20 protein-coding genes and 1 tRNA gene are annotated in these 20,021 nt (G+C 73.6%); 11 read left to right on the forward strand and 10 right to left on the reverse strand.

Going from position 1 to position 20,021, the window contains the following annotated elements; genetic code table 11:
• Positions 1-192 precede the first annotated feature (192 nt).
• The 4 genes from ACIPRD_RS28755 (at position 193) to ACIPRD_RS28770 (ending at position 4,453) form a co-directional block, all read left to right on the forward strand.
• Positions 193-1,059 (forward strand): bifunctional DNA primase/polymerase, encoded by an 867-nt coding sequence (locus ACIPRD_RS28755; RefSeq protein ID WP_356402244.1) that lies wholly within the window; start codon positions 193-195, stop codon positions 1,057-1,059.
• Between the two features lie 151 nt (positions 1,060-1,210).
• Entirely contained in the window at positions 1,211-1,651 is a 441-nt protein-coding gene (locus ACIPRD_RS28760) for a hypothetical protein (RefSeq protein WP_356402242.1), read from the forward strand.
• Between the two features lie 474 nt (positions 1,652-2,125).
• On the forward strand, positions 2,126-2,926 hold the full coding sequence (locus tag ACIPRD_RS28765; protein ID WP_356402240.1) for a DUF2637 domain-containing protein: 801 nt from the start codon (positions 2,126-2,128) through the stop codon (positions 2,924-2,926).
• A gap of 222 nt (positions 2,927-3,148) precedes the next feature.
• The gene (locus ACIPRD_RS28770) at positions 3,149-4,453 is read left to right on the forward strand and encodes a hypothetical protein (protein WP_401567216.1); all 1,305 of its coding nucleotides are present in this window, start codon (positions 3,149-3,151) and stop codon (positions 4,451-4,453) included.
• A 16-nt stretch (positions 4,454-4,469) separates the two neighbouring features.
• Here ACIPRD_RS28770 and ACIPRD_RS28775 read toward each other — a convergent pair whose 3' ends face one another.
• From ACIPRD_RS28775 to ACIPRD_RS28785, 3 genes are read right to left on the reverse strand one after another with little or no spacing between them, the layout of a single operon-like run.
• A complete protein-coding gene (locus ACIPRD_RS28775; protein WP_356402236.1) occupies positions 4,470-4,895 on the reverse strand; it encodes an arsenate reductase ArsC in 426 nt (141 codons plus the stop codon).
• Between the two features lie 27 nt (positions 4,896-4,922).
• Positions 4,923-5,666, reverse strand: a complete 744-nt coding sequence (locus ACIPRD_RS28780; RefSeq protein ID WP_401567219.1) for an aquaporin — start codon at positions 5,664-5,666, stop codon at positions 4,923-4,925.
• The gene (locus tag ACIPRD_RS28785) at positions 5,663-6,043 is read right to left on the reverse strand and encodes a metalloregulator ArsR/SmtB family transcription factor (RefSeq protein WP_356402232.1); all 381 of its coding nucleotides are present in this window, start codon (positions 6,041-6,043) and stop codon (positions 5,663-5,665) included. The genes ACIPRD_RS28780 and ACIPRD_RS28785 overlap by 4 nt, the downstream gene beginning before the upstream one ends.
• A 79-nt stretch (positions 6,044-6,122) precedes the next feature.
• Between ACIPRD_RS28785 and ACIPRD_RS28790 the strand changes: the two genes are divergently transcribed.
• Complete coding sequence (locus ACIPRD_RS28790; protein WP_401567223.1) at positions 6,123-6,587, forward strand: ArsI/CadI family heavy metal resistance metalloenzyme; 465 nt, start codon at positions 6,123-6,125, stop codon at positions 6,585-6,587.
• Between the two features lie 42 nt (positions 6,588-6,629).
• Here the strand turns inward: ACIPRD_RS28790 and ACIPRD_RS28795 are convergent, their stop codons facing one another.
• From ACIPRD_RS28795 to ACIPRD_RS28805, 3 genes are all read right to left on the reverse strand, one after another.
• Positions 6,630-7,415, reverse strand: coding sequence for a GltA (locus tag ACIPRD_RS28795; protein WP_401567226.1), 786 nt, complete (start codon positions 7,413-7,415; stop codon positions 6,630-6,632).
• A gap of 138 nt (positions 7,416-7,553) precedes the next feature.
• Positions 7,554-7,640, reverse strand: a tRNA-Ser gene (locus ACIPRD_RS28800).
• Between the two features lie 122 nt (positions 7,641-7,762).
• Complete coding sequence (locus tag ACIPRD_RS28805; RefSeq protein WP_401567229.1) at positions 7,763-9,271, reverse strand: trypsin-like peptidase domain-containing protein; 1,509 nt, start codon at positions 9,269-9,271, stop codon at positions 7,763-7,765.
• A gap of 333 nt (positions 9,272-9,604) precedes the next feature.
• Between ACIPRD_RS28805 and ACIPRD_RS28810 the strand changes: the two genes are divergently transcribed.
• Positions 9,605-10,432 carry a glycerophosphodiester phosphodiesterase gene (locus ACIPRD_RS28810; protein ID WP_356402223.1) on the forward strand — a complete coding sequence of 276 codons (828 nt, stop codon included), beginning with the start codon at positions 9,605-9,607 and terminating at the stop codon, positions 10,430-10,432.
• A 67-nt stretch (positions 10,433-10,499) separates the two neighbouring features.
• Here the strand turns inward: ACIPRD_RS28810 and ACIPRD_RS28815 are convergent, their stop codons facing one another.
• Entirely contained in the window at positions 10,500-10,625 is a 126-nt protein-coding gene (locus tag ACIPRD_RS28815; protein WP_401567529.1) for a hypothetical protein, read from the reverse strand.
• On the opposite strand from ACIPRD_RS28815, the gene ACIPRD_RS28820 reads away from it, so the two are divergent.
• Together ACIPRD_RS28820 and ACIPRD_RS28825 are read left to right on the forward strand one after the other, a co-directional pair.
• On the forward strand, positions 10,582-11,133 hold the full coding sequence (locus tag ACIPRD_RS28820) for an ATP-binding protein (protein ID WP_401567233.1): 552 nt from the start codon (positions 10,582-10,584) through the stop codon (positions 11,131-11,133). The two genes, ACIPRD_RS28815 and ACIPRD_RS28820, sit on opposite strands and share 44 nt — an antisense overlap.
• Positions 11,134-11,377: 244 nt before the next feature.
• Positions 11,378-12,343: a DUF5926 family protein gene (locus tag ACIPRD_RS28825; RefSeq protein WP_401567235.1), complete on the forward strand. Its 966-nt coding sequence runs from the start codon at positions 11,378-11,380 to the stop codon at positions 12,341-12,343.
• A 245-nt stretch (positions 12,344-12,588) separates the two neighbouring features.
• Here ACIPRD_RS28825 and ACIPRD_RS28830 read toward each other — a convergent pair whose 3' ends face one another.
• The gene (locus ACIPRD_RS28830; RefSeq protein WP_401567238.1) at positions 12,589-13,374 is read right to left on the reverse strand and encodes a hypothetical protein; all 786 of its coding nucleotides are present in this window, start codon (positions 13,372-13,374) and stop codon (positions 12,589-12,591) included.
• Positions 13,375-13,429: 55 nt separating this feature from the next.
• Complete coding sequence (locus tag ACIPRD_RS28835) at positions 13,430-14,095, reverse strand: bifunctional DNA primase/polymerase (RefSeq protein WP_356402219.1); 666 nt, start codon at positions 14,093-14,095, stop codon at positions 13,430-13,432.
• A 491-nt stretch (positions 14,096-14,586) separates the two neighbouring features.
• Between ACIPRD_RS28835 and ACIPRD_RS28840 the strand changes: the two genes are divergently transcribed.
• Both ACIPRD_RS28840 and ACIPRD_RS28845 read left to right on the forward strand, forming a co-directional pair.
• Positions 14,587-16,203, forward strand: a complete 1,617-nt coding sequence (locus tag ACIPRD_RS28840) for a SpoIIE family protein phosphatase (protein WP_401567510.1) — start codon at positions 14,587-14,589, stop codon at positions 16,201-16,203.
• Between the two features lie 166 nt (positions 16,204-16,369).
• Positions 16,370-17,857: an aminopeptidase P family protein gene (locus tag ACIPRD_RS28845; RefSeq protein WP_401567240.1), complete on the forward strand. Its 1,488-nt coding sequence runs from the start codon at positions 16,370-16,372 to the stop codon at positions 17,855-17,857.
• A 164-nt stretch (positions 17,858-18,021) separates the two neighbouring features.
• Here ACIPRD_RS28845 and ACIPRD_RS28850 read toward each other — a convergent pair whose 3' ends face one another.
• On the reverse strand, positions 18,022-18,471 hold the full coding sequence (locus tag ACIPRD_RS28850) for an ATP-binding protein (RefSeq protein ID WP_356402216.1): 450 nt from the start codon (positions 18,469-18,471) through the stop codon (positions 18,022-18,024).
• Positions 18,472-18,976: 505 nt separating this feature from the next.
• On the opposite strand from ACIPRD_RS28850, the gene ACIPRD_RS28855 reads away from it, so the two are divergent.
• Positions 18,977-19,900, forward strand: a complete 924-nt coding sequence (locus ACIPRD_RS28855) for a hypothetical protein (RefSeq protein WP_401567242.1) — start codon at positions 18,977-18,979, stop codon at positions 19,898-19,900.
• Positions 19,901-20,021 lie beyond the last annotated feature (121 nt).

Genomic DNA, 20,021 nt, shown 5'->3' on the forward strand with positions numbered 1-20,021 from the left:
ATGACATGTCGATAAACCCCTTTCGCCACCTTTCCCGCCCTCACGCCGCACGACCGGACGGATCGGACCTTCCCTCCTCAAGCGCCCCAAGCGGCGAACCGTTCCCGCACCTTTCCGGCCGATCTGTCCCACATCGGCGTGTCGCCCTCACGCCCCCTTCCCTTTCTCGAACACGAGTACGAACATGGATGCATGGCCACCATCCACCGGCAGGCCACGGCCCTGGCCCTCGCGTACGCCCTGTCCGCCGCCGAGCGCGGCCTCGCGGTCATCCCGCTGTCCCGGACCAAGCTCCCGGCCCTGCGCTCCCCGCATCACGGCGACACCCCGCCCGCCGCCTGCCACGGCGAGTGCGGCCGCTTCGGCCACGGGGTGTACGACGCCTCCGCCGACCCCGTCCGCGTCCGCGCGCTGTTCGCCGCGGCCCCGTGGGCCACCGGGTACGGCGTCGCCTGCGGCCTCCCGCCGTACCGCCTCATCGGCGTCGACCTGGACACCAAGCCCGGCACCGACGCCCCGGCCGCCCTGCGCGCCCTGGCCCTGCGGCACCGGTTCACCGTCCCGGCCACCGTCGTCGTCCGCACCCCGAGCGGCGGCCATCACCTGTGGCTGGCCGGACCGCCGGACGTCGTGGTCCCCAACTCCGCGGGCCGGCTCGCCCCCGGCATCGACATCCGGGGTGCCGGCGGCTACCTGGCCGGCCCCGGCTCGCGCACGTCCTACGGCGTCTACACGGTCGCCCCCGGCGCCACCCGTCTGCCGCCCGCCGCCTGCCCGGAGGCCCTGCTGCGCCTGCTGCTGCCCCCGCCCCGCACGGCACGCGCCGTCCCGGCCTCCACCACCGGACAGGGCGCGGGCCTGGTCCGGTTCGTCCTCGACTCCGACGCGGGCACCCGCAACACCCGTCTGTACTGGGCGGCTTGCCGCGCCCATGAGAACGGCATCGGACCCGCCCTGACCGAAGCCCTGGTCGAGGCGGCCCGCGCCACGGGCCTGACCGAACGCGAGGCCCGCGCGACGATCGCGTCGGCCGCCCGGATGTCCGGCCGCCTCCCGTGAGCCCCGGCGGGCGGCCGTACGCAGAGAGGCCCGGCGGGCGGCCGCTTCCCGCGGCCTGCATGCGCCCCGGGCGGCCGGAGCTCCGCCCGCCCTGGCTAGAATCCGCCTGCCCTGATGGCGGAATGCACGATTCCCATCTCTGAGAGAGTCCATGAACAAGCGTAGAAACCGTCAACTCCTCGAAACGGCCTCGCCTCTGCTGCTGGGCGGTGAGCAGGTCGAGCTCACCGGAATGGCGAACGTCGGTTCCGTCTCGGCCAAGCGCCAGATCCTCACCACGGCGCTGGTCGCCGCCGTGTCCGCCGGCACCGTCATAGCCACGGTCCAGCCCCGCCCGATGTACTGGGTGCTGACGGACCAGCGGCTGCTCTTCTTCGACGGCAAGACCGCCACGGGCAAGCCGGGCAAGCTGCTCGTGAACATCCCGCGCCAGATCATCACGGCGGCCCCGCTGAGCCGGGCCCTGCTGGGTCTGGGGCTCAAGACGATGCTGACCGTCCAGGGCCAGGACAAGGCCCTCAAGATGGTGTTCCCGCCCGCCGCGAAGGCCGCCGGACGCGACTTCGCCGCGCGGATCCCGTCCTCGCTCTGACACCGGGCCGCACACGCTCGCTGTGACACCGGGCCGCACACGCTCGCTCCGGCACCGGCCGCACGCGCCCGTTCGCTCGCTCGCTCCGACACCGGGCCGCACACGGAAGGGGTGTCCTCCGCCGGGGGACACCCCTTTTCGCGCACCTGTTCCGCATTCGCTTCGGCCGGGTGTTCCCCTGGGCCGTCCGCGATCACTCCTGCGGGGGAGTCAATCCCCCGAACGCCGTACATCCGCCTGCCGATCACGCTCGTTAAGCGGACGTGACGGGGAGCAAGCGGGTGCGGAGAAAGGATTCTTCCGGTCGGTACCCGCTCGTACCCCGGGATGTTCTTCCGACCCCGGTCAGGGACAGGGCGGCCGGCCGGCCGCGGGCTGCCGCGCAGGGACCGGCGGCGCCGGCGCCGTGCCGGACACCCTCCCGCTCCCGCGTTCCGGACGGAAATCTCGCATACGGGCGTGGAGGCAATTCGGATGGACCGGTACAGCGACGAGGCACACCTCTACGGCCCGCAGTACCCCCTGAGGCCGGACCAGGACCCGCCGCTCCAGTACGGCGTCCCGCAGGTCCAGTACGGCACCGTCCCGCCCAGCCAGTACGGCACCGTCCCGTTCCCGGCGCAGCAGTCCTGGAACGGCCCGGCACCGGCCGCCACCCTGAACCCCTGGGACCTGGACGAGGAACTGGCCCACATGCTCTCGGCGGAACCGGCGCCCTCCCCGGCACCGGCTTCGGCACCCGCGCCGGTACCGGAGCCGCGGCCCGCCTCCGACCCACCGGACCGTATGCCCGGCCGGAGCGAACGGCGGCGTATGCAGCGGCAGTCGCGCCTCCTCGTCGTCGGCGGACGGCACATCACCCAGGCCACGATCCTCATCGCCGTCATCGCGGTGTGCGCGGCCTCGCTGCTGGGCTGGTCCATCAGCTACACCTACGGTCAGCTCCGCGCGATCGCTGAAACGGTACTGCCGGGAAGACTGGCGCACTGGTGGCCGCTCACGGTGTACGGACCGTGGTTCGTGGCGGCCCTGTCGATCCTGCGGGCGACCGTCCAGCACCAGCGCGCGCCCCGCTCCTGGGGCGTCCTCCTCACGGCCTCGGCCATGGCGGTCGCGCTGTGCGTCAGCCACTCCTCCCGCTCGCTGCTGGCCTACGTGATGCTCGGCGTCCCGCCGATCACCGCCCTGGTGTGCTTCTGGGAACTCGTCGGCCAGCTCTCCTCCAAGTACCGCACCCGGCAAGGGGCGCACGCCCAGCACAGGCCGGGGGCCTGAGGGCGGATCCGTGCCGTTGCGGGGCTTCGGCGGCGGCGTGACACTTGGGGGGAACGAGACCCGCGGTGGCAGTGCCGGGGGCCTCCCGCCGACCGGGAGGGCCCGTCCGGCGGCCACATTCCGGTGGTCCCGGGCCCGGCGCCGTCCGCTGCCGCGAGGGTCGTCCGCCGTGTGCCGCCGCGAGCGCCGTCAGCCGTCGCGAGCCACGGATGGAGCGGCTCCATGCACTTCCTCAAGCGCACACCGGCAGCCCCCGCCCTCGCGGTACTGGGTCTCCTCATGACGGCGACCGCCGCTCCGGCGGATGCCGCCGCGGCAGACGCCGCCGCACCGGCATCGGCGGCGCGGGCCGCGCCCCCCGCCGTCTCCTGCGCCTGGCCCGCCGTCGTACGCCCCGGCAGGCTGAACTTCGCCTTCCCCGAGACGAACGCCACCTACTGGATGATGCCGTACCGTCTGGCGGCCGGGGACCGGCTGACCGCCCAAGGGACCTATCCGGCCGCCCGGTTCACCTCGCTGACGACGTACGACGCCAAGGGCGCCCCGGTCGACTCGCTCGCCGACCGCCAGATGACCCCGGACCCCGGCAGCAGGAACCCGTTCGCCCAGGAGCAAGCCGGCACCGACACGGCCCGGCACCGCTACACGGTCACCGTGAAGCCCGGCGTAACGGCCGGCTCCGGCGGCAACACGCTGGCCGCCGGCGCCGGCGGCGCGGACTCCGGAACCGGCTTCCTGGTCCTGCGGATCTACGTGCCGGACAACGAGGCCGACCCCACGGGCGGCGTGCCCCTGCCCGCGCTGTCGGTGCGGCACAGGAACGGCGACACCAGCTCGGTGAAGACGTGTCCGGGGGCCGGTTCGGCGAAGGGGGCCGCGGGACCGCTGGCACAGTTCCTCAGGCAGCGGGTGCAGGAGGACAGAGCCGCCGGAGGCTTCGAGGGCTGCGGGAACTCCACCGCGAAGGCCCCCGGCTTCGCGCTGCCGAAGAAGGCCTCGGGGTACTTCCCCAACCCCTACAACAAGTACCTCTGCACCCCGGTCGCGCACGAGGCCGGACGGATCGTCGTCATCCGCGGCAAGGCCCCGACGTTCCCGCACACCAGCGACGGACAGTCGGTCCTCACCAGGACGCAGGTCCGCTACTGGTCGCTCTGCCAGAACCAGTGGCGGCTGCCCTACCCGGCGACTTCCTGCGCGGGCGACTTCCAGACCGCCGTGGACAAGGACGGCCGCTACACGATCGTGGTCTCCACCCCGCAGGACCGCCCCGCCGGCGCCACCACGGCCAACCGCGTGACCTGGATCCCCTGGGGCCCCACCGACGTCACCGGCATCCTGCTCTTCCGCACGATGCTTCCGGCGGACGGCTTCCACCAGGCCGTCCAGGACGTGGGCAAGAACCAGAACCCGGCCACGGTCATGGGCGACTACTACCCCGACATCAGCTACTGCGCCAAGGACCGCTTCGCCGAGGGCGGCGCGGCGGCCTGCGCGACCAGCGCGCAGGCGGGCCGGTCCGGCTGACGCTCGGCTCGTCCAGTCACCCTCGGCGCTCCGGAGCGATCCCGTCGAGCAGGCCGCGTACCCGCTTCTCGATCTCGTCGCGGATGGGGCGGACCGCGTCGACGCCCTGGCCGGCCGGGTCGGGGAGCCGCCAGTCGAGGTAGCGCTTGCCGGGGAAGACGGGGCAGGTGTCGCCGCAGCCCATCGTGATGACCACGTCGGACGCCTGCACGGCCTCCACGGTGAGCACCTTCGGCACCTCGGCAGAGATGTCGATGCCCGCCTCCGCCATCGCCTCGACGACCGCCGGGTTGACGGCGCCGGCGGGCGCGGACCCGGCGGAACGCACCTGTACGCGGTCGCCCGCGAGGTGGGTGAGGAACGCGGCGGCCATCTGGGAACGGCCCGCGTTGTGGACGCAGACGAAGAGCACGGAGGGGCGCTCGGCGGCGGGAGTGGTCATCGGCATGTCTTTCTGGACGGAATGCGGTCAGGAGCGGGTGGGGGCGGCGGGTTCGGGCTCGGCCGGAGAGGGAACGGTGCCGGTCCTCGCGGGTGCGGGGCGTCCGAACACTGCGGTCACGAGCCCCAGCCCGACGGCCGTGCCGATCAGTTGGGCCGCGACGAACGGACCGAGCGAGCCCGGGGCGATGCCGGCGAAGGTGTCGGTGAAGGCGCGGCCGACGGTGACCGCGGGGTTCGCGAACGAGGTGGAGGACGTGAACCAGTACGCCGCGCCGATGTAGGACGCCACGGCCACGGGCCCGACGTGCGCCCGGCCGGTACGGGCGAGCCCGAGGACCAACAGAACGAGCCCCGCGGTCGCGACCACCTCGCCGAGCCACAGATGACCGGCGTAGCGCTCGTGGACCGACCACCGCACCAGAGGCCTGCCGAACATGGCGTCGGCCACGACGGCACCGGTGACGGCTCCCGCGAGTTGCGCGGGGAGGTACGCGGCGACGTCCCGCAGGGCCGGGCCGTCCTTGCCGCGGCGGCCCGTGAACCAGGCCGCGAGCGTGACGACCGGGTTGAAGTGGGCGCCGCTGACCGGCCCCAGGAGCGCGATGAGGACGCCGAGACCGAAGACCGTGGCCAGCGAGTTGGCCAGCAGCTGCACACCGGGGTCCCGGGTCAGCTCGGTCGCCTGGATCCCGGAACCGACGACCACCGCGACCAGGGCGGCCGTCCCCACGGCCTCGGCGAGGGCACGGCGTGCGAGCGGGGCGCTCACCCGGAGGCCTCCGTCGCCCGCGAGGCCTTCAGGAAGGCGGCAAGGCGGTCGAGGGTGGCGGGCAGGGCCCAGTAGTAGACCCATGTGCCCCGGCGTTCGCAGTCGATCAGACCGGCCTGCCGGAGCAGCTTGAGGTGATGCGAGATCGTCGGCTGGGACAGGTCGAACGCCGGCGTCAGGTCGCAGACGCAGACCTCGCCGCCCGCGCGCGAAGCGATCATCGAGAGCAGACGCAGACGCACCGGATCACCCAGCGCCTTGAACAGCTTCGCCAGCTCGGCGGCCTGGTCCTCGTCCAGGGGCGCGGTCACCAGACCCGGGCAGCACGCACCGGTGCCGTCGCTCGCACCGAGCACCACCAGCTCTTGTTTCGACATGCGTCTATGTTGACACTCTTCGATCCAGGCGACAAGCTCGTATCGACAGACATCGATGCAAGCCGATGGGAGCCTTGCCATGTCCCGTGCTCAACTCGCCCTGCGTGTCGGCGATCTCGAAGGGTCGATCGCCTTCTACTCGAAGCTCTTCGGCACCGGTCCGGCCAAACGGCGCGAGGGCTATGCCAACTTCGCCATCGCCGAGCCCCCGCTCAAGCTCGTCCTGATCGAGGGGGAGCCGGGGCAGGAGACCCGTCTCGACCATCTCGGCGTCGAGGTCGGCTCCACCGCCGAGGTCGGCGCCGCCGCCGGCCGCCTGAAGGACGCCGGCCTCGCCACCTTCGAGGAGAGCGACACCTCCTGCTGTTACGCCCTCCAGGACAAGGTGTGGGTCCACGGCCCCGGCAAGGAACCCTGGGAGATCTACGTCGTCAAGGCCGACGCCGGCACCCTCGGCAAGAGCGCCACCCCCGGCGACGACGCCTGCTGCACCACTCCGGCCGGTGGGACCGCCCCGGCGGCTTCCGGCTGCCACTGCGGCTGACCAGGCGGCGGACGCGCTCCGCGGACGCGCCGGACCGCCCCTTCAGAGCGCCTTACCGGCAGTCCCGACAGTGACCGGCCGCGATGGCCGCCAGCGCCATCCGAGTGTCCGCATGCTCTCCGCGCGATCGAGGACCGCCTTGGTCCGGATCGCCGCCTCTTCCTCGTCCCGGTGTTCCGGGGAGGCCGTGGACTGGCGCGGGTGTTTCCGGTAGATCCCGCCGGGCTTCTCCTGCATCCAGCCGTCCGACACGGCTTCGGCGGCGAGCAGCGGCCCCACGTCCTCCAGGGCGGGGAGCGCCGGCCAGCCTCCCACCGCGAGGAGCAGACCGGTGTAGTACGTCGCCATGGTCCCCACGACAGCCAGGGCTCCCTGACGCAGCCCCTCCGCGAGCAGTCCGGCGGGGAGGCGGCCGGGGGGCGGGTCGTACGGGCCGGGGGTCAGGCTCCCGTCCGGGTGCAGATCCAGGCAGGGCGCGACGGTCCACGCGAGATCCGGGTGCGCCCCGAGCGCCTCGATGTCACGGGCCAGGACGTACGGGTCGGGGAACAGGTCGTCCGCGTCCAGCGAGCGCGTGAGGACGCCGGTGGCACGGGTCAGCGCGAGTGTCCTCGTCCGTGCCGCACCGCCGGCCCGGCCGGTCCCCTTGGATATCCAGGGCTCGTCGGGGACCCTGGCCAGCGGCTTCCCCGTCCTGCCGTCCTCCTGGACGATCCACTCCAACGACCAGCCCGCCGGCAGCCGTTGACCGGCGACACTCTCGTAGGTCTCGGGTAAATAGGCGTCCCCGCCGTCGAACACCGGCGTGATGACCGAGATGGTCGGCATGACCGACACTCCAATCTGGTGACGAACCGCGGCTCCGCGCGGTCGCGGGACAGAGGATGCCAGTCACCCCGGTGCACGCAGAAGGGGTGCCCCGGATTCCGGGGCACCCCTTCTGACCTGCACTGTCTATGACCTCTGCGGAGGCGGTGGGATTTGAACCCACGGTGACATCGCTGCCACGACGGTTTTCAAGACCGTTCCCTTCGGCCGCTCGGGCACGCCTCCCCGCGCCGCCCACCTGGGGCGGAGCGGGTACAGCGTACCGGGATCGGGCGGAGTCGTGGGGGCGGGCCGGTCGTGAAGGGGCGGGCCGCCGCGCGGAGCGTCCCTCCACGCGCGCGTGGCGGTCAGCTGTCGCCGACGCGGGAGCCCAGGGTCAGCTGGACCGTGTGGTCCTGGCCGCCCCGCTTGTAGGTGACGGTGACCCGGTCGCCGGGCTTGTGCGTCCAGATCTCGCCGATCAGGGTCGGGCCGCTGTCGATGACGGAACCGTCGAGCTTGACGATGACGTCGCCGGGCTTGAGGCCGGCCTGGGCGGCCGGGCCGCCCGACTCGACCGGGGAGGAACCGCCGGCGCCCTGGTCGGTGATCTTCGCGCCGTTGGTGGAGTCCTCCAGGGAGACGGAGGCGCCGATCTTGGCGTAGACCGGCTTGCCGCTCCTGATCAGCTGCTGGGCGACGTACTTGGCCTGGTTGATCGGGATGGCGAAGCCCAGGCCGATCGAGCCGGACTGGCCGGAGCCGAGGCCGCCGCTGGTCGAGGACTGGATCGCCGAGTTGATGCCGATCACCGCGCCGGCGGCGTCCAGCAGCGGACCGCCGGAGTTGCCCGGGTTGATGGACGCGTCGGTCTGCAGGGCGCTCATGTACGACGCCTTGCTGCTGGCGCTGCCGTCGCTGGAGGCCACCGGGCGGTTCTTGGCGCTGATGATGCCCGTGGTCACGGTGTTGGACAGGCCGAAGGGGGCGCCGATGGCGATGGTCTCGTCGCCGACGGCCACCCTGTCGGAGTTGCCGAGGGCGAGCGGCTTGAGGTCCGACGGCGCGTTCTTGAGCTTGATGACGGCGACGTCGTACCCCTGCGCGTGGCCGACGATCTCCGCGTCGTACTTCCGGCCGTCGGGGAAGGTGGCGGTGAGCTTGCCGCCGTCCACGGCGTCCGCGACCACGTGGTTGTTGGTGACGATGTGGCCCTGGGTGTCGAAGACGAACCCGGTGCCGGTGCCGCCCTCGCCGTTGGTGCTCTCCGCCTCGATGGTGACCGTGCTGGGCAGCGCCCGGGAGGCCACGCCCGCGATGGTGCCGGGAGCGCGCTTGACCTGCTCGGCGTTGCCGTCGGCGGCGGAGACGGTGGTGGAGCCGTGGCTGTCGTTGTCCTTGGCCAGCGTGTAGCCGAGGCCGCCGCCCAGGCCGCCCGCGACCAGCGCGGCCACCAGGACCGCGGCGATCAGTCCGCCGCGGCCGCCGCCCGGCCGGGGAGCGGGCTGCTGGTACGTCGAACCCCAGCCGCCGCCGGAGCCGCCGTCGGCGTACGCGGGGGTGGCCGGGGGCGGGGGCGGCCAGGCGCCGTGGGCGGCGGGGGCCGCGTAGGGGTCGCCGGAGGCGGCGGGGCCGTACGGCTGGTGGGCGTCGGGGCCCTGGCCGGCGGGGTACGCCCCCTCGGCCGGGGCGGGGTAGGTGTGCGCGGCGTTCGGCGCGCCCTGCTCCGGCGGGCCCTGCGGCACCGGCGGAAGCGAAGCCGTCGGCGCGCCTCCGTCGGGTGCGGGGCCCTGCGGGGAGGCAGCGGGAGATTCCACCGGCACGGGAGGTGCGGACGGGGACGGGGGTACCGCGTTGCCCTCGTTCTCGGTGCTCACAGCTCTTCTCCTCGATCCACGGCTGTTGTCGTCGGTCGCACTCGGACCCACTCGCTCATGCTCGGTCACGTCGGCATGGCGTGCACGGCCGTCGTCCGGGCAGCGCGAGCCCGGTGCGATGCGGCTGCGCATGGTTCCGATCCTGTTGTACGCAATCAGCTTTTCCCACGGGCCGTCAGAGCACCATAAGCGGTGGCTGTGGGTCCGGAGCGACTCTTTATATAGGACTGTTCCGACAAACATTACATAGGCGTGTATTCCTCACGCCCGGTTCGCCGGGCGGACCCGTCCGGGACCGTCACACGTACCCCGCGACGGTGGGACCATGACGCGGTGACCCACGCAGCACAGCGCGCCCCGCAGGTCGTAGCCCACCGGGGAGCCTCCGAGGACGCGCCCGAACACACGCTCGCCGCGTACCGCAGAGCGATCGAGGACGGCGCCGACGCGCTGGAGTGCGACGTCAGGCTGACCGCCGACGGCCACCTGGTCTGCGTCCACGACCGGCGGGTGAACCGTACCTCCAACGGCCGGGGCGCCGTCTCGGCCCTGGAACTGGCCGACCTCGCCGCCCTGGACTTCGGTTCCTGGAAGTCGCGCGAGGCCTGGCGCGGCCGGGACGAGGAGCCCGACTGGGAGCACCGCCCCGAGGACCGCGAGGAGACCTCCGTCCTCACCCTGGAACGGCTGCTGGAACTGGTCACGGACTCCGGCCGGCGGGTGGAGCTGGCCATCGAGACCAAGCACCCCACGCGCTGGGCGGGGCAGGTCGAGGAGCGGATGCTGACGCTGCTGAAGCGGTTCGGCCTGGACGCGCCGCCCTCCGCCGCCGAGTCGCCGGTGCGGATCATGAGCTTCTCCGCGCGCTCGCTGCACCGTGTGCACGCCGTCGCGCCCACGCTGCCGACGGTCTATCTGATGCAGTTCGTCTCCCCCCGGCTGCAGAACGGCCGGCTGCCCGCAGGCGTGGGGATCGCGGGACCCTCGATCCGGATCGTGCGCCACCACCCGGCGTACGTGGAGCGCCTCAAGCGGGCCGGCCACCAGATCCACGTGTGGACCGTGAACGAGCCCGAGGACGTGGACCTCTGCGTCGGCCTGGGCGTCGACGCCATCATCACCAACCGCCCGCGCGCGGTCCTCGGCCGCCTCGGCCGCTGACCCGCGCGGCACACCCCCGGGGGAGTGCTCCGGCGCGTTCGAACCGTGGCCGGAGGTTGCGAATGCGTCACCGGAAGTGGATTGGCCGGTTTCCGGTCCAGGCCAGGAGGGCATCCACTCCGTGGCGTGGGGCGAAGGAGGTCTCGGGGGTGGCGTTGGTGGTGGCACAGGAGGTGCCCACGTCGTCGAGCATGGCCGTACCCCATGGCCCTGCGGGCGTGGGGAACGCGAGACACCGGATGCGCGCGCAACTGCGCGGCGGCGGGGTCCCCGAACCGGTCATCGACGATGCCGTTCTGATCCTTTCCGAACTGCTGAGCAACGCGTGCAAACACGGGCGCCCCCTGGGCGGCGCGCTCGCCGGGGACGGTGCCGTGCGCGCCGCCTGGCGGGTCGACCCGCGCGGGCGGCTCATCGTGGAGGTGACGGACGGCGGCGGACCGACCCGCCCGGCCCCGGCCCACCCCTCGGTCACCGCGCACGGCGGCCGCGGGCTGAGCATCATCGAGGCGCTCGCCGACGACTGGGGCGTCCAGGACGGCATCCGGGGCGAGGTGACGGTCTGGGTGGTGGTCCACGAGGACGTGCACGACCCGGACGCGGGATGCCGGCAGGACGCGTTCGCCGCCCCTCTCACGGCTTCCTCGGTCCCGGACCTGGCCGGACTGGACTTCGCGGACGCGTTCGAGATCCTGGACTGAGCGGACGCGTCGGGGACGCGTGGACCGGGCGGGGCCCGGACCGGACCGCGCCGGCCTCGACCGCCTCCGCCCCGAGCGCCCCGGCCCCGACCGTGCCCGACCGTCCCCGGCCCGAGCGCACCGGACCCGACCGCCTCCGCACCGCCGTCGCCATGTGTGGGTTGCCCACAGGTTCACCGCGCCCGAGGCACGAACGGCTAGGCTCCCGGCGTACCAGATGAGCCGCACCCGGGAGACAGCCACGATGGCGAAGAAGCGACCCCAGACGAAGGCCGAGCGCCCGCAGATCACGGACGGGGAGATCCCGGTTGTCGGCGCCCGTGAGCCCTGCCCCTGCGGCAGCGGCCGGCGCTACAAGGCCTGCCACGGCCGGGCCGCCGCGCACGCGGTGACCGAGCTGGTGCAGCGTCCGTTCGAGGGGCTGCCGGGCGAGTGCGACTGGGTGGCGCTGCGCGAGCTGGTGCCCGCCGCCACCGTCGCGCTGACCCTGAAGGGCGGCCTGCCCGAGGGCGTCCCGGCGGTGTCCCTGGCCACGGTGCTCCCGATGGCGTGGCCCGCGCTGCGCCGCGACGACGGCTCGGTGCTGCTCGGCCTGCAGAACGACACGGCCTCCGGCGACATCAGCCGCGACCTCGCCGACACCCTCCAGCGCGCGCTGGAGGCGGCGCCCGGCACCCCGGTGGAGGGCCGCCGCGCCCCGGCGGACGGGCCCCGGCTGCAGGATCTGCTCGACCTGGACGGCACGTTCGAGCCGGTCGTGCACAGCGGGTTCGAGTTCTGGGTGCCGGACGCGGAGAACGCGGCCCCCGAGGTGACCGCCTCCCTGGAGCGCGCCAACGCCGCCGCCATCCCGACGGTGAAGCTGTCGGGCGTGGAGGCCGCCTACTGGTGCGAGACCCCGGACAAGAACCACCTGCGCTGGGTCATGCCGCACGCCGAGGAGCAGCTTCTGGACGCTCTCGCCCGCCTGCACGCCGCGGGCCGCGCCGGCCTCGGCGAGGGCACCCGGCTGGTGGGCTCGTTCCGTGCTCACGGCCTCACCGTGCCGGTCTGGGACCTGCCGAGCTCGGTCACCGCCGAGGACGTGGAGAAGCCGGCCGCCGAGTTCGCGGAGCGTCTGGCCGCCGCCCTCGCCGTCACCGAGCCGCTCACGGCCGACGAGCGCCGCGCACGCGGCGGACTGACCAACCGCCAGGTCACGCTGAGCTGACCCGGGTGCCCCGCGCCACGCCGCGGCCGGCCGGACGGCCCGCCGCGGGGCGGCAGGGGCGGAGGTGACCCCGGTCACAACTCCCGGACGTCACAGGGAAATCGATGTCCGAATAGCCGAGATCGAATTTGCGAACCGGCGATCTCTTGTTACCGTTCGAGTAGCCCGGTTGCTGGTGCATCCCCCGTCGCCAGCAACCGGGCCTTTCCGTGTCCGCAGGGCGGCGCACAGCGCACCGCGGATCTTCAACTTCCCTCTGCGTCGGCCGAGTTGCTGCCCGAACGCAGCAGCAGCGGACCACCGGCCCCCTGCGCGGAGAACTCGCTGACGGCCGTGTAGTCACCCGGCGAACCCATGGTGCGGCCGCGGGGTGTCTCGCAGGTGGCGGGCTCGTCGTCGGCTCCCGTGACGCAGTGCGTCCGCACGGTCCGGCCGGCCGGACCCAGCAGGCTCAGCACGGCCTCCAGGGCGTCGCCCGTGGTGTTGCGGTAGTAGGTGCGCGCCCAGGTGTCCTCGCCCTGCGTCATGACACAGGTCTGCGCCTCGATGCCGTCGGGGGAGGAGAGTTCGGGCCCGCAGCGGGCGGCGGTGGCCAGCCCCAGGCCGAGCACCAGCGGCGACCTGCCGGGAGCGGGGGACGCCTTCCCGGAGCCCCCGGCCCCGGACGCGCCGCCCTCACCGCCCTCACGCGCACCGCTTCCACCCGCGACAGCGCCGCCGTCCCGCCAGTCCGCGTCGGCGTCCCGCCCGGCCCCGTCACCGGTCTGCCAGGTCTCGTCGCCGCCCCGGCCGGACGCGCCGTCGTCCCGGCCGGACGCCCGGGCTCCGGGCGGCGCGTCCTTCCCCGCGGTCCGCGCGGAGCCGTCCACCTGTCCCGCGTTCGCGGTCAGCGGCAGCACGACCGCGGCCGTCACCACGCCCAGGAGCGCGAGCAGACGCAGCCGTGGGCTGCCCAGACCGCCGCGGCGCGGGCCTCGGGCGACATGGCGCCCGGAAACTCGGGTGCCGTGGCGCCCGGAAAATCGCTGCATGGGCGGAACATAACGAGCGCGGACGGCCATCCGGGCCCGCCCGGCCCCGACACCCCTACAACTCGGGCGCGCTCACACCCGTACGAGTGAGGGCCTCGACCACGGCGTCCACCACCGCCTCCACGTCGGGCACCCAGGGCGAGGCGGAGCCGGGCAGCGGGGCGCGCTCCCAGCGGACGTCGCCCTGGCCCGTCCCGGACGGCGGCAGGGCGACATAGCCGCCCTCGCCGTGGAAGCGCAGGGAGCCGGGCACGAAGTCCTTGGCGTAGAGCAGTTCGCCCAGCTGCTCCATCGTGTACGGCTTGACGAGCAGGGCCCAGCGGGTGGGCGCCGCGACGACCGGGCCGAGGCGCATGCCGCGGCCGTCGAGCAGCCGCAGCGCGCGGGCCGCGGCGGGCGCCGGGAGGCTGACCGCGCACGGGGCCCTGCCTCCGGTCGCGAGGATCACGGGCGCGCTCGGGCGGTTGGCCCACCACCAGCGCACCATGCGCTCGTCGGTGGTGGCCGCGAGCAGGCCGGGGTCGAAGGGATGCGCGCCGGGGACCGTGCACTCCGGGTCGGGGCAGCCGCAGCCGGCCCGGCCCTGCGGGTCCGGGGCCACACCCGGGAGTACCGGCCACTGCCATTCGGTCGCGAAGGTCAGGGCCGCGCTGATCAGCTCAGGCCTCCCGTCGTTCCGCCTGGACAGGAGCCTGCGTCGCCTTCCGAGGATCTCGCGCATGAGCGCTCGTTCCTTTCCGTTGCACCGCTGGCAACACCGAGGACCACATCACACCATGTGTCGATCACTTCACTGTGCGTACCTGATGGCGCATCACACCCCAGCGCGTGGCAGGGGGAACCCCAGAGAGTCGAGCGTGGGCCGCGTCCGTAGTGCGTCGGACAGGAGCAGGGGCGCGGCACGGGGGGTGGCGAAGTCTGGCGTTTTGCTGTCGCGCGTATTTCTCTTCGCCTCCGCCACGGGAGGATGGGGCTCGGCCGTCGGTGGCTATGACGCCCGGGTCCGCCGCCAGGTTCCGGGTGGTCCCCCGACCACCCCTGGTCTTCTCCGAGTACGTACCCATCACGACCGTAGTGACGCTCCGTGGAGCGAGGCCAGTCGACCGCAATGAACCGTTCCCTAAGTCAGTTTCAAGCCAACTTGACAGTAAGGCAAGGGTTTCGGAAGGAATCCACTTCGGCCTCATGGACACCAGGAATCCCCGCAGGACAATGCTGGACATCCCCTCACGAGTGCGTGTACATGTGGAGCCACTGCCGACGGCGCAGAATGACATGGGGGTTTGCGATGCTTCTCAGCAATACGCACCGGTCCGAAAGCCGGACGCCATGAACGCCCCCCACCCTCCGAAAGTGGCTGGAATCGATTCAACGGTTCCCCCTCCCGCCCACACTGTCGCGCCTGTCGCATCCCTCACAGCTCCCTCCACGACACCGGGTACCCCCGCCTCCCCGGACCCCACTCCCTGTGCCCCCACCGGTGCCGCTCCCGCAGGTCCCGCCCCCGGCACCCTGCTCCAGGACCGGCTGGCCGGGTGGGTCTCGGACCTCACGACGCTCCACGAACTCACCGAGCGGCTGGCCCGCACGACGACGCTCGACGCCGCCCTGACGGAGCTGCTCCGCGCCGGCTCCGCCCTGGTCGGCGCCCGCCGCGGGCTCGCCGTCCTGGACCCCGCCGGCGGAGCGGGCCCCCGCACCACCCTCGGCCTCGGCCTCGGCCGCGCCGACCTCGGGCACATCGAGACCGTCCCGGGCGGCTCACTGCCGTACGCCACCCTCCTCGACGGCGGCACGCCGGACGCCACCGAGATCGTGCACGCCGACCTGTTCGCCGAGGACGGCCTCGACCCCCGCCACCGCGAGGTCGCCGCCCGCCTGGGCTACGCCGCCAGTTACGCGCTGCCTCTGTCCGCCGAGACCGCCGGCCGGCTCGGCGCCGCCGTGTGGCTGTACGACGAGCCCGCCGAGCCCGACGAGCACCACCGCCACCTGGCCGGGCTCTACGTCCGCCACGCCGCCGAGCACATCGCCCTGCTCGCCGAGGTGGAGCGCACGCGCGCGTGCGCGGCGGCCGTCGCGGAGGAGCTCCTGCCCTCCCGGCTGCCCCGGGTGCCCGGCGTCCGGCTCGCCGCCCGGCACCGCACCGGCCCGGACGGCGGCGGCGACTGGTACGACGCCCTGCCGCTGCCGGACGCCGCCCTCGGCCTGTCCGTGGGCTCGGTCACCGGATCCGGCCCCGGCACGGTGGCCGCCATGGGCCGGCTGCGCGCCTCCCTGCGGGCGTACGCCGTGATGGAGGGCGAGGACCCGGTCGCCGTCCTGTCCGACCTGGAGCTGCTGCTGCGGCTGACCGAGCCCGCCCGCTGCGCCACCGCGCTGTTCGCCTACTGCGAGCCCGCCCTGCGCCGGATCACCCTGGCCGGCGCCGGGCACAACCCGCCGCTGCTGACCGGCGAGCGGCGCACCGAGTTCGCCGAGACCTCCGTCTCCGCGCCGCTCAACATGCTGGCCTGCTGGGAGGCGCCCAGCCTGGAGATCCAGGCGGAGCCGGGAGAGACGGTCCTGCTCTACACCGACGGGCTGCTGCGCCGTACGGGCGACCCGATGGACCGTGCCTTCGCGCGGCTGCACGCGGCCGCCGCGGGCGTCCCGCGCGCCCTGCGCGCCGACCCGGGCGCCGTCGCCGACCACGTGCTGCGCACGGTCCTGCCCGACGGCCCGGACCCGGCGGCCGAGCCCGGCCGCACGGGCCGCCGGGACGGGGGCGCCCGGCCGGGGAACGGCGGCGGCGAGGACGTCGTCCTGCTCGCGGTCCGCTTCGACTGAAGCCCGGGGCACGCCCCCGGGCTCCTGGCATGACCGGGCATAACAGCACGTCCTGGCCCGGTCGCTCTCCGGTGCGACCGTACGATGATGGTGGTCCCCGGCCCGGCACGCGGGCGTGACGCCGCGGACCTCCGGGGGACCACACGCCGTACCGAGGAGGATTCACGTGTCCGACGAGCTCAACCCGGCCGACCTGGACGCAGCCGCTACCGCGGCGGGCCCGGAGGCCGAGGCCGAGGAGCCCATCAAGCAGCGGAAGAACGGCCTGTACCCGGGCGTCTCCGACGAGCTGGCCGAGAACATGCAGTCCGGCTGGGCCGACACGGAGCTGCGCGACCTGAAGCCCGTCCCGCAGGCCGCCGAGACCGCGCGCCGCCGCGCCGCGCTGTCCGCCCGCTTCCCGGGCGAGCGCCTGGTCGTCCCCTCGGGCAACCTGAAGACCCGCTCGAACGACACCGAGTACGCCTTCCGCGCGTCGACCGAGTACGCGTACCTCACCGGCAACCAGACCGAGGACGGCGTCCTGGTCCTGGAGCCCACCGCGGACGGCCACCAGGAGACGATCTACCTCCTGCCCCGCTCCGACCGCGAGAACGGCGAGTTCTGGCTCTCCGGCCAGGGCGAGCTGTGGGTCGGCCGCCGCCACTCCCTCACCGAGTCCGAGGCGCTCTACGGCATCCCGGCCTCCGACGTCCGCGAGCTGACGGAGAAGCTGCGCGAGGCCGGCGGCCCGGTGCGCGTCGTGCGCGGTCACGACGCCGGTGTCGAGTCGGCGCTGACCGACAAGGTCACCGCCGAGCGCGACGAGGAGCTGCGCGTCTTCCTCTCCGAGCTGCGCCTGGTCAAGGACGCCTTCGAGATCGGCGAGCTGCAGAAGGCCGTCGACTCCACCGCGCGCGGCTTCGAGGACGTCGTGAAGGTCCTCGACAAGGCCGAGGCGACCTCCGAGCGCTACATCGAGGGCACCTTCTTCCTCCGCGCGCGCGTGGAGGGCAACGACATCGGCTACGGCTCCATCTGCGCCTCCGGCCCGCACGCCTGCACCCTGCACTGGGTCCGCAACGACGGCCCGGTCCGCTCCGGCGACCTGCTCCTGCTGGACGCGGGCGTCGAGACCCACACCCTGTACACGGCCGACGTCACGCGCACGATGCCGGTGAACGGCACGTACACGGCCGTCCAGAAGAAGATCTACGACGCCGTGTACGAGGCCCAGGAGGCCGGCATCGCGGCCGTGCAGCCGGGTGCCAAGTTCCGCGACTTCCACGACGCCGCCCAGCGCGTGCTGACCGAGAAGCTCGTGGAGTGGGGCCTCGTCGAGGGTCCGGTCGAGCGTGTCCTGGAGCTGGGCCTGCAGCGCCGCTGGACCCTGCACGGCACCGGCCACATGCTCGGCATGGACGTCCACGACTGCGCCGTGGCGCGGACCGAGACCTACGTCGACGGCACCCTGGAGCCCGGCATGGTCCTCACCGTCGAGCCCGGCCTGTACTTCCAGGCCGACGACCTGACGGTCCCGGAGGAGTACCGGGGCATCGGCGTCCGCATCGAGGACGACATCCTCGTCACCGAGGACGGCAACCGGAACATGAGCGCCGCGCTGCCCCGGAGCTCCGACGAGGTCGAGGCCTGGATGGCCTCCCTCAAGGGCTGAGCATCGAGGGCTGAGCTCAAGAACCGGGTCTCAAGGACCGAGTCTCAAGGGCTGAGTCTCAAGGGCTGAGTCTCAAGGGCTGAGTCTCAAGGGCTGAGCGGGACCTGACGGCCGGGTGCGGAACGACGCGCCCGGCCGTCGGCGTCCGCCGGTCCCGGACCCCTTCACGCCGTGAGCAGGGTGGGGTCCTTCGTCCACTTCAGGATCTTGTCGAAGCTCACCACCGTGCCGGCGCGGCCCGGCTTGGCGCCGATGTGGACGTGGTCGGCGAGCTCCCGGATCAGACACAGGCCCCGGCCGTGCTCGGCGTCCGCGCGGGCCTGCCGGGGTGCTTCGTGACCCCGGACGAGACCGGGCCCCGAGTCGGCCACCTCGATACGGCACTTCTCCCCGTCCAGGTACGCCGTCACCCGGTATCCCCCGGACCGGCCGCCGCGCACCGCGTCACCGCCGTGCTCGACGGCGTTCGCGCAGGCCTCGGTGAGGGCGACGGACAGGTCGTAGGAGACGTCCGGGTCGACGCCCGCGGTCTCCATCGTGCCGACCAGCAACCGCCGGGCGAGCGGCACGCTCGCGGCATCGCGGCGCAGATGGAGTGACCACCAGATGCTCATGCTCCAGCCTCCTGGCCGCGGCTCGACATACCAGTACCTATTGCCGCGCGTGCCCGCCCGTAAGCACTCCGCCGACGTGACACCGCCCATACGGTCGATGCGCCCGTGGACGAATCGGTGTATGGGTGGACGACTTCCGGCCGCTGCCGGGCAGCCGTAAAGGCGAGCGCGACCGGCCGGGGACGCGCGCCCGGCGGCTCCTCGAACAGGCCGGATCCGGCCCGGAGCGCTCCCGGACCGGGCCGGGGGCGGGCACGGGAACAGGAACGGGAACAGCGGGAACCGGACAGATCCGGGGCAACTCCGGGGCAGGAGCGCGACAGGCCCGCAGCATGGCCGGATCCGGCCCACGACCGGGGACGCGGGGCGCCACCGGGCGGGGGAAGCGGGCCGGGGACGCGGGGCGGCGGCGGCCCGCGAGCGCGTGCGCCGCCGTCCGGGTCCGGCGGAATCCCGCATCCTGCCGGAGGACGCCCGGGGGCGCAGTGCGATGATGAGCCCCGCCATGACTGCCCCCCAGCCGCGCACGACGCGCCCCGGACCCGAGGTCCGGCTTCTGCGGGCCGCGGTGTTCGCCGCGGTCTGTGTCGTGCTGGCCGCGGCCGGGCACAGTCTGGCCGCCTGCGCGCACGTGCCCCTGTGGACGCTCGGCGCGGGCTTCCTGGGCACCCTGCTGCTCGTCGTACCGCTCGCCGGCCGCGCCCGTTCCCTGCCGGGCATCGCCACGCTCCTCGCCCTCGGCCAGACCGCGCTGCACACGCTGTTCGGGCTGGCCCAGCACGGGACCGCGGGCACCCCGTGGACGCGGACGGTGCTGATGGGCCCCATGGCCTCCATGGGTCCGGGAGCGATGGGCGCGACCGGAACGGCGGGGACGGCGGGAGCCGCGGGCGGGGCGGACACCTCGCTCCACGGCGGCGCGCTGGTGGCCGAGGCCGCGCGGCTCATGTGCGGCGCCTCCCCCTCCGCGATCACCCCGGGGCACGCCTACCGCCTGCTGCTCGACGCCCACCTCATCGACTCCTCGGGCCGGCTCGTCGGCGGCGCGCCCGCCCTGCCGCACGCCTACGACGTCACCGGCCCCTCGTCGGCCCTGCTGCCGTCCCTGCCGATGCTGCTCGGCCACGTCCTGGCGGCCCTCGCCGCCGGCTGGCTGATGCGCCGGGGCGACCTGGCCGTGCTGCGGCTGATCGAACTGTCGGCGCACTCCGTCGCCGAGGGCTTCGCGGAAGGGGCGCTCGTACGGTCCCTGCGCGCGGCGCTCACGCTGACACGCGCCCTGTGCACCGGTCTGACGCCCGTCACCGGGCCGCTGCCGCACGGCCGCCGCACCGCCCGGGACGAGGCGCCCGCCCCGCACACCATCACGCTCCAGCACACGGTGATCCGGCGCGGGCCGCCCGCCGCCGCGTTCCTCCTCGCCGCCTGACGCGACGCGACCTCCACCGCACCCCGTTCCGGTCCACCCGGCGGGAGCGGTCCCGAGGGGCCGCCGTCACGCGGCACGCGCGCCCGCGCGGCAAGCCCGCCCCGCCCCTCCCCCGCACCTG

The organism is Streptomyces sp. NPDC090108 (assembly GCF_044747185.1).
Lineage (GTDB): Bacteria > Actinomycetota > Actinomycetes > Streptomycetales > Streptomycetaceae > Streptomyces.

Coding starts and splice junctions, on each gene's coding strand:
- ACIPRD_RS28765 (WP_356402240.1), top strand. CDS start 2,126: ATGGACCGGTACAGCGACGAGGCACACCTCTACGGCCCGCAGTACCCC.
- ACIPRD_RS28835 (WP_356402219.1), bottom strand. CDS start 14,095: ATGCGCGAGATCCTCGGAAGGCGACGCAGGCTCCTGTCCAGGCGGAAC.
- ACIPRD_RS28790 (WP_401567223.1), top strand. CDS start 6,123: ATGTCCCGTGCTCAACTCGCCCTGCGTGTCGGCGATCTCGAAGGGTCG.
- ACIPRD_RS28855 (WP_401567242.1), top strand. CDS start 18,977: ATGACTGCCCCCCAGCCGCGCACGACGCGCCCCGGACCCGAGGTCCGG.
- ACIPRD_RS28830 (WP_401567238.1), bottom strand. CDS start 13,374: ATGCAGCGATTTTCCGGGCGCCACGGCACCCGAGTTTCCGGGCGCCAT.
- ACIPRD_RS28755 (WP_356402244.1), top strand. CDS start 193: ATGGCCACCATCCACCGGCAGGCCACGGCCCTGGCCCTCGCGTACGCC.
- ACIPRD_RS28825 (WP_401567235.1), top strand. CDS start 11,378: ATGGCGAAGAAGCGACCCCAGACGAAGGCCGAGCGCCCGCAGATCACG.
- ACIPRD_RS28760 (WP_356402242.1), top strand. CDS start 1,211: ATGAACAAGCGTAGAAACCGTCAACTCCTCGAAACGGCCTCGCCTCTG.
- ACIPRD_RS28795 (WP_401567226.1), bottom strand. CDS start 7,415: ATGCCGACCATCTCGGTCATCACGCCGGTGTTCGACGGCGGGGACGCC.
- ACIPRD_RS28775 (WP_356402236.1), bottom strand. CDS start 4,895: ATGACCACTCCCGCCGCCGAGCGCCCCTCCGTGCTCTTCGTCTGCGTC.
- ACIPRD_RS28850 (WP_356402216.1), bottom strand. CDS start 18,471: ATGAGCATCTGGTGGTCACTCCATCTGCGCCGCGATGCCGCGAGCGTG.
- ACIPRD_RS28770 (WP_401567216.1), top strand. CDS start 3,149: ATGCACTTCCTCAAGCGCACACCGGCAGCCCCCGCCCTCGCGGTACTG.
- ACIPRD_RS28840 (WP_401567510.1), top strand. CDS start 14,587: ATGCTGGACATCCCCTCACGAGTGCGTGTACATGTGGAGCCACTGCCG.
- ACIPRD_RS28815 (WP_401567529.1), bottom strand. CDS start 10,625: ATGCTCGACGACGTGGGCACCTCCTGTGCCACCACCAACGCCACCCCC.
- ACIPRD_RS28785 (WP_356402232.1), bottom strand. CDS start 6,043: ATGTCGAAACAAGAGCTGGTGGTGCTCGGTGCGAGCGACGGCACCGGT.